9 protein-coding genes, 1 tRNA gene and 1 other RNA gene are annotated in these 12,222 nt (G+C 66.8%); 7 read left to right on the top strand and 4 right to left on the bottom strand.

Going from position 1 to position 12,222, the window contains the following annotated elements; all coding sequences use genetic code 11:
• The first annotated feature begins 33 nt into the window (after nucleotides 1-33).
• An RNA gene (gene ffs / locus V7Q48_RS07285) (signal recognition particle sRNA small type) lies at nucleotides 34-129 on the top strand.
• A 29-nt stretch (nucleotides 130-158) separates the two neighbouring features.
• Here ffs and V7Q48_RS07280 read toward each other — a convergent pair.
• Nucleotides 159-641, bottom strand: a complete 483-nt coding sequence (locus tag V7Q48_RS07280; RefSeq protein ID WP_333837203.1) for a DUF4188 domain-containing protein — start codon at nucleotides 639-641, stop codon at nucleotides 159-161.
• A gap of 107 nt (nucleotides 642-748) precedes the next feature.
• On the opposite strand from V7Q48_RS07280, the gene V7Q48_RS07275 reads away from it, so the two are divergent.
• The 3 genes from V7Q48_RS07275 (at nucleotide 749) to V7Q48_RS07265 (ending at nucleotide 4,230) form a co-directional block, all read left to right on the top strand.
• A complete protein-coding gene (locus V7Q48_RS07275) occupies nucleotides 749-2,623 on the top strand; it encodes a DNA polymerase III subunit gamma/tau (protein ID WP_333837202.1) in 1,875 nt (624 codons plus the stop codon).
• Entirely contained in the window at nucleotides 2,620-2,955 is a 336-nt protein-coding gene (locus V7Q48_RS07270) for a YbaB/EbfC family nucleoid-associated protein (protein ID WP_333837201.1), read from the top strand. The genes V7Q48_RS07275 and V7Q48_RS07270 overlap by 4 nt, the downstream gene beginning before the upstream one ends.
• A 93-nt stretch (nucleotides 2,956-3,048) precedes the next feature.
• Nucleotides 3,049-4,230: an MlaA family lipoprotein gene (locus V7Q48_RS07265; protein WP_333837200.1), complete on the top strand. Its 1,182-nt coding sequence runs from the start codon at nucleotides 3,049-3,051 to the stop codon at nucleotides 4,228-4,230.
• Between the two features lie 4 nt (nucleotides 4,231-4,234).
• Here V7Q48_RS07265 and V7Q48_RS07260 read toward each other — a convergent pair whose 3' ends face one another.
• Nucleotides 4,235-5,071, bottom strand: a complete 837-nt coding sequence (locus tag V7Q48_RS07260) for a hypothetical protein (protein ID WP_333837199.1) — start codon at nucleotides 5,069-5,071, stop codon at nucleotides 4,235-4,237.
• Between the two features lie 270 nt (nucleotides 5,072-5,341).
• Between V7Q48_RS07260 and lon the strand changes: the two genes are divergently transcribed.
• Nucleotides 5,342-7,747 (top strand): endopeptidase La, encoded by a 2,406-nt coding sequence (gene lon, locus V7Q48_RS07255; protein ID WP_333837198.1) that lies wholly within the window; start codon nucleotides 5,342-5,344, stop codon nucleotides 7,745-7,747.
• Nucleotides 7,748-8,080: 333 nt separating this feature from the next.
• Nucleotides 8,081-8,353: an HU family DNA-binding protein gene (locus V7Q48_RS07250; protein WP_333837197.1), complete on the top strand. Its 273-nt coding sequence runs from the start codon at nucleotides 8,081-8,083 to the stop codon at nucleotides 8,351-8,353.
• Between the two features lie 70 nt (nucleotides 8,354-8,423).
• On the opposite strand, the gene rlmB is transcribed toward V7Q48_RS07250, so the two are convergent.
• Nucleotides 8,424-9,272: a 23S rRNA (guanosine(2251)-2'-O)-methyltransferase RlmB gene (gene rlmB, locus V7Q48_RS07245; protein WP_333837196.1), complete on the bottom strand. Its 849-nt coding sequence runs from the start codon at nucleotides 9,270-9,272 to the stop codon at nucleotides 8,424-8,426.
• A gap of 177 nt (nucleotides 9,273-9,449) precedes the next feature.
• Between rlmB and V7Q48_RS07240 the strand changes: the two genes are divergently transcribed.
• A tRNA-Tyr gene (locus tag V7Q48_RS07240) sits at nucleotides 9,450-9,535 on the top strand.
• 299 nt (nucleotides 9,536-9,834) lie between these two features.
• Here V7Q48_RS07240 and V7Q48_RS07235 read toward each other — a convergent pair.
• Complete coding sequence (locus V7Q48_RS07235) at nucleotides 9,835-11,931, bottom strand: TonB-dependent receptor (RefSeq protein WP_333837194.1); 2,097 nt, start codon at nucleotides 11,929-11,931, stop codon at nucleotides 9,835-9,837.
• Nucleotides 11,932-12,222 lie beyond the last annotated feature (291 nt).

The raw sequence follows: 12,222 nt of genomic DNA, 5'->3' as shown, positions 1-12,222 counted from the left end.
TGCAATCGGCAGGCGCCGGCGGCATAGGCCGGGCCGGGAGTCGGGCGGACGTTTAGCGTTCGCCAACCTGGTCAGGTCCGGAAGGAAGCAGCCACAACGATTTGCGGCGGGTCGCCCGGCTCCTTCTTCAACGCATCTTCGTCAACACAGCGCCATCGTCAGTCCGCGCGCATGCGGTCCCGTGCCTGCGCGCGCGATCCCGTCGCCGGCTCGGTGCCCGCGACCATGCCGAGGCCGAAGCGCGGCATGTCGACGTAGATCGTCTCGCTCTGCCCTTTCGCAACGACATACGTTTCGTGGAAGATCCCGACCGCGCCATCGTTGTCGCGAGACGCACGGTTGAACGCCGTCCAGGCCGGCCAGTGCGCCTTGTCGGTCGCGCGGGCGTAAGCCTCGAGACAGTCGAAATCGCGCCAGTACTGCACCATCATCACCGTGCGCAGGCCGGCAATGAACGGCTGGTAGCCCATGAAGCCGCTCTCGGGCGCGGCGGTCAGTTCCTTGAGCATCGCGGGCATGGCGCGCACGACGGGCAGCCAAGCCTGGGGCCGATAGAACCTGTTGATCCTGGCGCCGATCAGGAAGACGACGAGGGCGTCGGGGTGCGCGGCGGTGTGCCGCCCGGGCAGGATCATGGGCATGGGCCAAGCCTACGCCGCACAAGGCATGCGTGCAACAGCACGGCAAGATGGGGGAAAGCTGTGGAGCCCCTTCGACATTTGCGCCGCGAGCGCCTACCTAGAGGGCGATGGCCGATTCAACCGACATGTTTGGCGACAGCCCCGCACCCGACGCAGACGCAGCCCCCTCGGCGGCGGAACTCGAGGCTGCGGGACAGGCCGCGATGTTCGGCGACCCTGCGCCCAAGGTGGCCGAGGCGCGCCCTGCCGCACCGGCTGCACCCGCTGCGCAGACCGCATCGCCGGCACAGCCCTATCGCGTGCTGGCGCGCAAGTATCGCCCGCAGACCTTCAGCGCGCTGATCGGCCAGGAGGCGATGGTCCAGACCTTGGCCAACGCGATCCGCCGGGATCGGCTGGCCCATGCCTTCCTGATGACCGGCGTGCGCGGGGTGGGCAAGACCAGCACCGCGCGCCTCATCGCCAAGGCGCTCAACTGCATCGGACCGGACGGGCAGGGCGGCCCGACGATCGACCCCTGCGGCCAGTGCGAGCCGTGCGTGGCGATCGCGGAGGGGCGCCACATCGACGTGATCGAGATGGACGCCGCCAGCCATACCGGCGTCGACGACGTGCGCGAGATCATCGAGGCGGTGCGCTACGCCGCGGTTTCGGCACGCTACAAGATCTACATCATCGACGAAGTCCACATGCTCAGCCGCAACGCGTTCAACGCGCTGCTTAAAACGCTGGAAGAGCCGCCGGCGCATGTGAAGTTCCTGTTCGCGACGACCGAAGTCGACAAGCTGCCGGTCACGGTGCTGTCGCGCTGCCAACGCTTCGACCTCAAGCGCATCCCGACCAAGCTGCTCGCCGGCCATTTCGCGCATGTCTGCGAGGCCGAAGGCGTCGAAGCGGAGGCCGAGGCCTTGGCGATGGTGGCGGCCGCGGCCGAAGGATCGGCGCGCGACGGGCTGTCGATCCTCGACCAGGCGATCAGCCATGCCGATCTGGCGGGCAGCGTTAGCGGTGGGGGGGAGAGCGGGGCCATCCACATCACCACCGCGCAAGTGCAGGACATGCTCGGCCTCGCCGACAAGACGCTGCAGCGCCGGTTGTTCGCGGCGATGCTGTCGGCCGACGCGCGCGGTCTGCTTGACGAAGTGGCGCACCAGTACGGGCTCGGCATCGAGCCGGTGGCGATGATGCGTGCCCAGCTCGACCTGGTGCACAAGGTGACGGTCGCGCAGATCAGCGGCGGCGATGCCGATGCGCGCTCGCCCGAGGAGGCCGCGGCGGTCGAGGGCTGGGCGGGCGAACTCACCGCCGGGCAGTTGCACCGCCTGTGGCAACTGCTGCTCAAGGGCCACGACGAGGTGCGCACCGCGCCCGATCCGCTGGTCGCAGCGCAGATGGCGCTGCTGCGCGTGCTTCATGCCGCCGAACTGCCGGACCCCGGCGGTCTGGTCCGCAAGCTCGAGGAAATGATGGCGCAGGGTCCTGCGCTTGCGGCGGCGATGGCGGCCACAGGTGAGGTTCAGGGCGGCACGCCGTCCGCCGGCCACACGCCCGCACCCCAGGCTGTCGCGCGCGGGCTGGATTGGGAGACGCTGGTCGAGCAGGTCGAGGAGGTTTCTCCGCTGACCGGGGCGACGATGCGCCTCTCGGTGCGGCTGATCGCGCTCGAACGTGGCACCTTGCGCTATCAACTGGCGCCGGGGCTGCCGGGCGACCCCAGTGCCGACATGAAGAAGGCGCTGCAGGCCGTGACCGGCGAGCTTTGGCAGGTCGAGCGCCTCGATGGTGAGGCGGCAGCGGGCGCGCAGCCCAGCCTGGTTGAACGCAAGCAGGCCGCCGAAGCCGAAGCCGAGGCGACGATGCGGGCCGACCCGCTGGTTCGTGCCGCGCTGGAGGCTTTCCCGGGCGCCGAAATCCTCGATGAATCCAACCCCGCCACCGCCGAACGTCGGCCGTGGCAGTCCGCGCGGAGCAGACACGCATGAAGTCCATGGAAGAAATGATCCAGGCTGCCCAGAAGGCGGCCGAAACGATCCAGCGCCAGATGGAGGACGCCCAGGGGCGCCTCGACGGTATCGAGGTCGAGGGCGCCGCGGGCGGTGGCCTCGTGCGCATCAAGGCTTCGGCCAAGGGCCGCGTGATCGGCGTGAGCATCGACGACAGCCTGCTGGTGCCCGCCGACAAGGGCATTCTGGAAGACCTCGTCGCCGCCGCATTCAACGATGCGCGCGCCAAGGCCGACGCCGCAGCCGGCGAGGAAATGCAGAAGGTGCAGATGGCCGCCGGCATCCCGCCGGGCTTCAAGCTGCCGTTCTGACGCGATTATCCTGACCAGGCCCGAGCCGGCGGCCGGGGCGGTGGCGAGCAATGTTCAGCTTGCGGTCATGGCGGGAGCCATTACTGGGAAGCGATGATCGTTTTGCTTGCCGCCTCGCTGGCCGCTGCCGCGCCCGAGAGCCAGACCACAGACATTCAGCCGACGGTCCCTGCACCGGCGCAGCCTTCGGCTGGCGCCGACGCGCCGCCATCGGCGACACCTGCTGTTGCCGTGCCCGTGACCGCCGTGCCTGTTTCGGCGCCCAATTCGACGCCCGCCGCCGACGCCACGGTCGCGCCCGCAGAGGCCGCGTCACCGACACCGGCAACGACGCCCGTCATCGTCCTTCCGCCGCTCCCGCCGGCACCCGACGCTGCGGCCACCGCCCCGGCGGATGCGGGCGCGATCGTCGTCAGCGGCCGCACCGGGCCGCCCCCGGGCGACCCCGTCGTCGCGCTCAACAAGGCCGCCTTCGTCGCTGTCCAGGCGGTCGACCAGGCGCTGATGGAGCCCGCGGCCAAGGGCTATGCCAAGGCCGTGCCCAGCCCAATTCGCGCGGGCCTGCGCCATTTCTTCGCGAACCTGACCGAACCCGTCATCGCGCTGAACTTCCTGCTCCAACTGCATCCGGGCAAGGCTGCCGAGACGCTGGGCCGCTTCGCGATCAACTCGACGATCGGCATCGGCGGTCTGCTCGATGTCGCCAAGACCAAGACCTTCAATCTGCCGTATCGCCGCAACGGCTTTGCCTACACGCTGGGCTATTACGGCATCGGGCCGGGGCCGTACCTGTTCCTGCCGCTGGTGGGTCCGACGACGCTGCGCGATGTCATCGGCCTGGGCATCGACCGTGCCGCGCTGCCGCTGTCCGTGGGCGGACCGCTGCGCTCGCCAGCCTACGTGATCGGCAGCTTCGTGGTACGCTCGCTCAACGATCGCCTTGCCGATGACGAGCGGATCAAGGCCATGCGCAAGGCAGGCGATCCCTATACCGCGACCAAGGAGGCTTATCTCGCCTCCCGCAAGGCCGAGATCGAGGCGCTGCATTTCCGCCATGTGCCCGGCGCGCCGCACGTCGCGCCGCCGCCGGCGCCGCAATCGGGCCTGGGCATCCCCGTCCCGCCGCCCGAGGATGCGGACGATGCACCCGCCGAGGCCACCGCACCCCAGGCACCGGCGCCCGCCGCAGTCCCGACTGCGCCCGTGCCATCCCAGCCTGCCACTCCTGCTCCGGCCACATCCGACCCCGGGGTTCCGACGCCTCCGGCCGGCTGAACGCTCAGCCGGGGATGGGCAGGGGGATGCCCTGCGGGGCATTGGGGTGTTCGGAAGTTCCCGCAGGGCCCTTCGCTGGATCGTCGCCGATGGACTTCCCTGTCGTGCCGCTGGCTGGCGTGTCTTTGCCTGCGCCATTGCTCTGGCCTGCGGTGACCGGCGCGGCGGGGGCCTTGATCTTTGACTGAAGATCCAGCGTTTTGTCTGCGGTTGCGCTGTTGAGCAGCGCCCGCATCCCCAGCGTCGAGCAGATTTCGGCATAGCGCTGGATCACCGATTGCGCCTTTGCGTAATTGGTCGGGAAGGCGTCCTGCCCTCCGGCATCTTCCATGGTGCGCTTGCGGAACACGTCCTGCGCGTTGACGACCAGCTCGCGCACTTGTGAGAGATCGGGGGCGACGACGAAGGCATCGTCGTAACTGCGCCATGTCTTGTCGGCGAGGCCGAAAAAGGCGGCCGTGCCGCCGACGATGTTCTGCCCGGCATTGGCGAGGCTGAGGATGGTCGAGATCGCCGTTCCGGTATCGTTGGTGATCGACCGACCGAACTGGCGGCGGCGGCGTGATTCCTCGGCGTCGCGGAAATAGTGGGCGCAATAGATGTCCGACAACGCGAACCCGGCGTCGAGGTACTGTCGCATCGTCGCGGTATCGACCTTGCCTGTCCGCAGGGCGGGCAGGCCCGTCGGCGTGTCGGTTTTCACGGCCGTCATCAATATCATGTAGTTGGCGGCGACGAACGGGTTTTCCGGCTGCCTTCCCGGATTGACCTTGTCAGCGACACGGATCGGCTGGACCATGACGGGGTAGGGGTTTTTCAATGTGCCCAACTTGGCGCGCATTGGCGTGCAGCCGCACAGCAGTGACACGAGCGAAAGCAATAGGACCATGCGTCGCATATCTTCATCCCATCCGGATTTCTAGAGCGATCGAATAGTATGATCCTCGCCAGCGGCTCTCAATCGCAAGCCTGCACGAATATGGAGTTATAGGGGCAATCCCCAATCGTCTTGCCTACGGGGCATTGCGGCGCGGCGGCCTAGAACCCATATTCGCGACAAGCCCTGCGGCGCGGTGTCCTTGCGCGGCAGGCGGGACGGATATTTGTGATTATGACTAGCTTTCCCCTTCTGCCCCTGCGCGACATCGTCGTGTTCCCGGGCATGGTCGTGCCGCTCTTCGTCGGGCGTGAGAAATCGGTCGCCGCGCTGGAAACGGCGATGGCCGGATCGAAGGACATCTTCCTTCTCGCGCAGCTCGACCCCGGCTGCGACGATCCCGATCGCGACGATCTTTACGAGACCGGCGTCATCGCCAGCGTGCTCCAGCTGCTCAAGCTGCCCGACGGCACCGTTCGCGTGCTGGTCGAAGGCCATCACCGCGCCGAGCTCAAGACGCTGACCGCCGAGACGAACGGCAATGGCGAAATGCTCATGGCCGAGGTCGAGCAGATCGAGCCCGTCGAGGTGACCGGGACCGAGGTCTCGGCGATGATGCGCTCGGTGGTCGACCAGTTCGGCGAATATGCCAAGCTGTCGAAGAAGCTGCCGCAGGATGCCGGCGGCCAGCTGGGCGACATCGAGGACGCCGGCAAGCTCGCCGATGCCGTCGCCGCGAACCTTGCCGCCAAGGTGGCCGACAAGCAGGCCGTGCTGTCGGAGAGCGATGCGCTCAAGCGCCTCGAGATGGTGCTCTCCTTCATGGAGGGCGAACTCGGCGTGTTGCAGGTCGAGCGCAAGATCCGCGGGCGCGTCAAGCGCCAGATGGAAAAGACGCAGCGCGAGTATTACCTCAACGAGCAGCTCAAGGCGATCCAGTCCGAACTCGGCAATGGTGAGGAGGGCGAGGCCAACGAACTGCAGGAGCTGCAGGACAAGATCGACAAGCTCAAGCTGTCGAAGGAAGCGCGCGCCAAGGCCAATGCCGAGCTCAAGAAGCTCAAGACCATGCAGCCGATGAGCGCCGAGGCGACGGTCATCCGCAATTACCTCGACGTGCTGCTCGGCCTGCCGTGGGGCAAGCGCTCCAAGCTCAAGAAGGACATCCCGGGCGCGCAGGCGATCCTCGATGCCGATCATTATGCGCTCGACAAGGTCAAGGACCGCATCGTCGAGTATCTCGCGGTGCAGGCGCGCACCAACAAGCTGAAGGGGCCGATCCTGTGCCTCGTCGGCCCGCCGGGCGTGGGCAAGACCTCGCTGGGCAAGTCGATCGCCAAGGCGACCGGGCGCCAGTTCATCCGCCAGTCGCTGGGCGGCGTGCGCGACGAGGCCGAGATCCGCGGGCATCGCCGCACCTACATCGGCTCGCTGCCAGGCAAGATCGTGACCAACCTGCGCAAGGCCGGCACGGCCAACCCGCTGTTCCTGCTCGACGAGATCGACAAGCTCGGTCAGGATTTCCGCGGCGATCCGGCCTCGGCGCTGCTCGAGGTGCTCGACCCCGAGCAGAACGCCAAGTTCCAGGACCACTACCTGGAGCTCGACGTCGACCTGTCGGACGTCATGTTCGTGTGCACGGCCAACAGCCTCAACCTGCCGCAGCCGTTGCTCGACCGCATGGAGATCATCCGCCTCGAGGGGTACACCGAGGACGAGAAGGTCGAGATCGCCGAGCGGCACCTCGTCGAAAAGCAGGTGGAGGCCCACGGCCTGCGCAAGGGCGAGTTCACGCTGACCCAGGCGGCCCTGCGCGATCTCATTCGCTACTACACCCGCGAGGCGGGCGTGCGTACGCTGGAGCGCGAGATCGCCCGGCTGGCGCGCAAGTCGCTGCGCAACATCCTTGAAGGCAAGGACAAGAGCGTGACGATCACGCCCGAAAACCTTGCCGACTTCGCGGGTGTGCGCAAGTTCCGCCACGGCGAGTCCGACGACGAGAACCAGGTCGGCGCGGTCACGGGCCTGGCCTGGACCGAAGTCGGCGGCGAACTGCTGACGATCGAGAGCGTCACGGTGCCCGGCAAGGGCGCGGTGCGCACGACCGGCAAGCTGGGTGAGGTGATGAGCGAGAGCGTCCAGATGGCGTTCAGCTTCGTCAAGGCGCGCAGCCCGGCCTACGGCATCAAGCCCTCGATCTTCCAGCGCAAGGACCTGCACATCCACCTGCCCGAGGGCGCGGTGCCCAAGGACGGGCCGAGTGCGGGCATCGGCATGGTGACCGCGATGGTCTCGACGCTGACCGGCGTGCCGGTGCGCGCCGACGTGGCGATGACCGGCGAGGTTACGTTGCGCGGCCGTGTGCTGGCGATCGGTGGGCTCAAGGAAAAGCTGCTCGCCGCACTGCGCGGCGGCATCAAGACCGTGCTGATCCCCGAGGAGAACCGCAAGGACCTGGCCGAGATTCCGGCCAATATCCGGGAGGGTCTGGAGATCGTGCCGGTCAGCCACGTCGACGAGGTCCTTGCCCGTGCCCTGGCGGCACCGGTCGAGGCGATCGAGTGGACCGAAGCCGACGACCTGGCGACCCAGCCGGTCACGGTCGTGCCCGCGCCTGCAGGCGGCGCGACCGCGCATTGACGGATATCCTCCCCGCCGCTGGGCGGGGAGGATTCCCGCGTTCGACTCCTTCCCACGCTCACGCGGATTCGCGCGCGTCTCGTGCCGTTGTGCGCCCTTTGCCTATGGCCGGCGGATCTCGCTTCTTGGGTTCACCGTAGTTCGACGGTACCTGCGCGCAACGATGTTGCACGCGATGCACGACTCCGCGAAAAACCTGCATCAACACGTCCGGATTGCTACCGTTTCGGTGCAATAGCCTTTGACAGGTATGCCTTTCTCCGCTCTTTTCCCGGCCAACGAAAGTTACCGTTACAAGCGTACATTTCCTAAGAGACCTAGGGGGTTCCGCATATGAACAAGAACGATCTGATCGGTGCCGTGGCGGATGTGAGCGGCCTGTCGAAGAGCGATGCGGTCAAGGCTGTCGAAGCCGTTTTCGATTCCATCAGTGCGGCGCTGACCAAGGGCGACGAAGTTCGTCTCGTCGGCTTCGGCACCTTTTCGGTGGCCACGCGCAAGGCGTCGACCGGTCGCAACCCGCGGACGGGCGAGCCGATGGAAATCAAGGCCTCGTCGCAGCCCAAGTTCAAGCCGGGCAAGGGCCTGAAGGACGCCGTCAACTGATACGCGCGACCGGCGCCAAGCCGCTGGTAAGGGCCGCGTCACCGTCACAGGTGACGCGGCCCTTCGTCCATCAGTCCTCGGCCGTGTCGCGCACCGCGGCGGCATAGAGCGCGATGGCGGCAGCGTTGGAGACGTTGAGGCTCTCGATCGCGCCGCTGATCGGCAGCCGGGCGATGGCATCGCAATGCTGCATCACGTTGTGGCGCATGCCTTCGCCCTCGGCGCCGAGCACGAGCGCGACAGGCCCGGTCGGCAGGGCGTGCGGGAATTCCGCCTTGCCCTCGCCGTCGAGCCCGATGCGCCAGTAGCCCGCTTCCGAAATCGATTCGAGCGCGCGGGCAAGGTTGACCACGCGGACCCACGGCACGACTTCGAGCGCACCCGAGGCGGACTTGGCAAGCGTGCCGGATTCGGGCGGGGCGTGGCGGTCCTGGGTGATCAGCGCGGCCACGTCGAAGGCGGCGCAGCTGCGCAGAATCGCGCCGACGTTGTGCGGGTCGGTCACCTGGTCGAGCAGCACCAGCGTCCGCCCGTCCGCTTCGTCCAGAATGTCGTCGAGCGCCACGTCCTCGAGCGGCAGGCATTCGACGACGAGGCCTTGGTGCGGCGCATCACGCGCCACCAAGCGTGCCAGGTCGACCGCCTGGGCATATTCCACCGGCAGGTCGCGCGGCAGCTCGGCCTCGTGGTCGTCGAGCATCTCCTGGATGGCCTCGCGCGTGCCCCACAACTTCTTTGCGGTGCGGTTGGGATTGGTCAGCGCGGCCTCGACCGCATGGCGGCCCCACAGCCGCACCGTACCGGTGCTGCCCCGGCCCGACCCGCGCCCGCCATTATTGCGCCCCTCGCGCCCGCGCAGCGCGCGGCCCTTCCTGGCCCCATCGGCGCGGTTGTTGTCCTTGTCATTCTGGCGGGGCATGCAAACACCTGTGTATAAAAATCGGAAACTGCGTGGCCCTGTGCCAGCACCCCCATTGACAGGCAAGCGATGGTTCGCCAAAGGAGCGCCTCACTCGGCCGGACGGACCGCTTAAAGCGGCCCAAACGGCGGAAAACCTTCGAAAGAGGGGGCTTCGCACACCGGCAAATCTGGTGTGGACAGGTGGCCGAGTGGTTAAAGGCAGCAGACTGTAAATCTGCCCGCGCAAGCGTACGCTAGTTCGAATCTAGCCCTGTCCACCACCAGCCTTAGCAAATATGCAATAAAATCAATCACTTAGAGGCCTCCTCGGGGTTGGATTTGGCGAACCTTTTGTGCAGGTTCGCCACTGCGTTGCCTGCAAGCGGTATTGCTGGTGAACCGAGCATCAGCTTTCTTTTGTTCCTTAAGACATTCCGCACAATTTTAACGCGTTGGCGCTAAGGCGAACAGCCTCGGCAGGCGCTCCAACACACGGTCGTTCGGTACAGGCGGTGGCCTGTGGGACCATCCGCCTGCACTGCGCTACTGACCCGTCAAACTGGCCGGCAACGATCGCGCCTCAGAAACTCGCGCTCAGCGACGCACGAAGCGTTCGCGGGGCGCCGGGGTAGATCCAGTAGCTGTTGTAGGAACTGAGGGCGTAGCGCGCATTCAGCAGATTGTCCGCTTCCAGTCGCGCACGCATCGTGGGGCCGAGTGGAATCTCCACCGCCGCCTTGAGCTTGATGTATTCGGGCAGGATCAATCCGCTTGTGTCGGTCGCGCCGGAGCGCCTGCCGACATAGGACGCGCCGCCGCTCAGCAGCCAGTCGCCGCGCATCGTCTCGATGCGACGCACGAGAAACAGCGATCCTGCATGATCGGGAACATTGAGCGCGAGCGGGGTGGCGAAGTTCGCGTCATCGTAGCGCGCCCTGGTCCACGCATAATTGACCACCGCCTGCCAGCGCCGGCCCAATTTCCATGCCGCGTCGAATTCGATGCCGGCGCTTTGCAGCGATCCTACCGGCGCGAGGAAGTTGGCGTCGCGGGGATCGGTGGTGAGGACATTGGACTTGCGAATGTCGAACCACGTCGCACCGATGTCCAGCCCGCCCCAGCGGCCGCTGACGCCGATCTCGTAGCCGCGGCCCTTTTCGGGCGCGAACCCGGCTTCGTCGCTGCCGCTGCCCGAGTTGAGCAGGTAGGACTCGCCCCAGTTGCCATGCACGGAAATGGCCGGGTCGATCTGGTACTTGGCGCCAAGGCGGAAGGTGAGGGGCTTGCCCAAGGTACGCGAGACGGCCCCGGTCAGGTTCTTGCGCAGCGTCTGGCTGTAGCTATCCCATCGCAGGCCACCGACCAGCGAAAGCGCATCGGTGACTTGCCAGAGATCCTGCGCATAGAGCGTCAGCCCCTTCCGCTTCTCGCGCTGGTCGATACTGGGCAGCAGCGGCGCTGCTTGCGACACGCCATAGACCGGATCGTAGATGTCGATGGCATAAGGATTGCCGCCCAAGGCCGGATCGGATGGATTGCGACGTCGCAACCGTTCGAGATAGTCGAGCGTGTAACCCTTGATGCCGAAGCCGAGCTGGTGGATGCCCAGCGCATCCGCATGGCCGCGCAACTCCAGGCGGCCGGAGAGATCCTCCACTTCATACCCGCGCTCGCGCCGCTGGCGCCACAGGCTGCGTGTGCCGACCAGGCGTGACTGATCGGCCGAGAAGCCCCGCAGCGAGCCGGTGCGATAGGCCACGCCGCCGACCAGCGACCACCTGCCGCCCAGTTGCGCCTCGCCCGTCAGCTGGTGCCGCGTGTCGCGCGCGCGGGTATCGCCATTGCCGGGTTCTCCGAAGTAGCGCCCCGCCGGCAGCGCCAGCGGATCGCCGCCGATCGCGATCACCCCGCGGTCGAACGGCGCGTCATAGTGGATGACTTGGCCGACATAGGTGATTTGCAACCCGCTGGACGGGCGAAAGGTGAGCGAGGGCGCAATCGTGCGACGCTTCAAGCTGACGTGATCGCGAAAGCCGTCGCTGTCCTCCAGCGCGACGACGAGCCGCGCCGCCAGGTTCGATGTCAACGGGCCGGTGGCGTCGGCCTCCACCCGGCGCGTGCCGAACGACCCGAATGTCAGTTGTGCGGACCCGTCTGCAGTGAATCGCGGGGTCTTCGTCACCATGTTGACCCGCCCGGCCGGGTCGATGTCCCCGAAGACCGCGCCGGCAGGGCCTTTGAGGATCTCGATGCGTTCGATCGTCGCGGGATCGCGCGCCGGCGCACTCCCGCGGTTGGCGATGAAGCCATCGACATAATACTCGCCGCCGCCATCGGCGGTGCTGAGGAAGCCGCGGATCGCGAAATTGTCGGCAAAGCCGCCGCGGTTGTTCTGCTGGCTGCTTCCGCTCACCAGTTCGAGCGCATCGCTCAGGCGGTAGGTGCCCGCCGCATCGAGCAGGTCCTGTTCCAATGACCGGCTCGATTGCGACATGCGCTGCGTCGCGCGATCGGACGACAGGCTGGCGTCGCGCACCCTTCGTGTTCCGAGAACCACGATGTCTTCGCGCTCGTCGTCGTCCACGACCTGGGCGCTGGCGGGCGCGGCGTCGATGCAGCCGGCGGCTAGCCCACCGGCGAGAAAGAACGGTCGAGCGGCGCGGGCGGTACGCGCCACGCGGCGGCGCAATTGCAAGATCGGCACAGTGGTCCTTTGGCAGCAAATGTTATGTTGTATCATTTCCTCTTGCGCCGTGGCGTCGGGATCGTCAACAGGGGATGGATCGAAAACATGGTCGCTTTTCGCGACGCGGCAGGTCGAACGGAACGGTCGTCGCAGGGCAGATGACGCGCTGCAGCCGGACCGACGAAGCCTGCCTTGCGCCATCGGGAATATGCAATGAGTACTCTGACAGCATCGGCGCCGGCACGAGCAGGCCAGCCCCCTCAGTCTGCAACCCGCTCGCGG

This window comes from Novosphingobium sp., from assembly GCF_036803765.1.
Lineage (GTDB): Bacteria > Pseudomonadota > Alphaproteobacteria > Sphingomonadales > Sphingomonadaceae > Novosphingobium.
This window is presented reverse-complemented; position numbering and strand designations above follow the sequence as displayed.

Bases quoted from the DNA above. Each gene is read 5' to 3' on its own strand.
- V7Q48_RS07265 (WP_333837200.1), top strand. From the start codon at position 3,049: ATGATCGTTTTGCTTGCCGCCTCGCTGGCCGCTGCCGCGCCCGAGAGC.
- V7Q48_RS07250 (WP_333837197.1), top strand. From the start codon at position 8,081: ATGAACAAGAACGATCTGATCGGTGCCGTGGCGGATGTGAGCGGCCTG.
- lon (WP_333837198.1), top strand. From the start codon at position 5,342: ATGACTAGCTTTCCCCTTCTGCCCCTGCGCGACATCGTCGTGTTCCCG.
- V7Q48_RS07275 (WP_333837202.1), top strand. From the start codon at position 749: ATGGCCGATTCAACCGACATGTTTGGCGACAGCCCCGCACCCGACGCA.
- V7Q48_RS07280 (WP_333837203.1), bottom strand. From the start codon at position 641: ATGCCCATGATCCTGCCCGGGCGGCACACCGCCGCGCACCCCGACGCC.
- V7Q48_RS07260 (WP_333837199.1), bottom strand. From the start codon at position 5,071: ATGCGCGCCAAGTTGGGCACATTGAAAAACCCCTACCCCGTCATGGTC.
- rlmB (WP_333837196.1), bottom strand. From the start codon at position 9,272: ATGCCCCGCCAGAATGACAAGGACAACAACCGCGCCGATGGGGCCAGG.
- V7Q48_RS07270 (WP_333837201.1), top strand. From the start codon at position 2,620: ATGAAGTCCATGGAAGAAATGATCCAGGCTGCCCAGAAGGCGGCCGAA.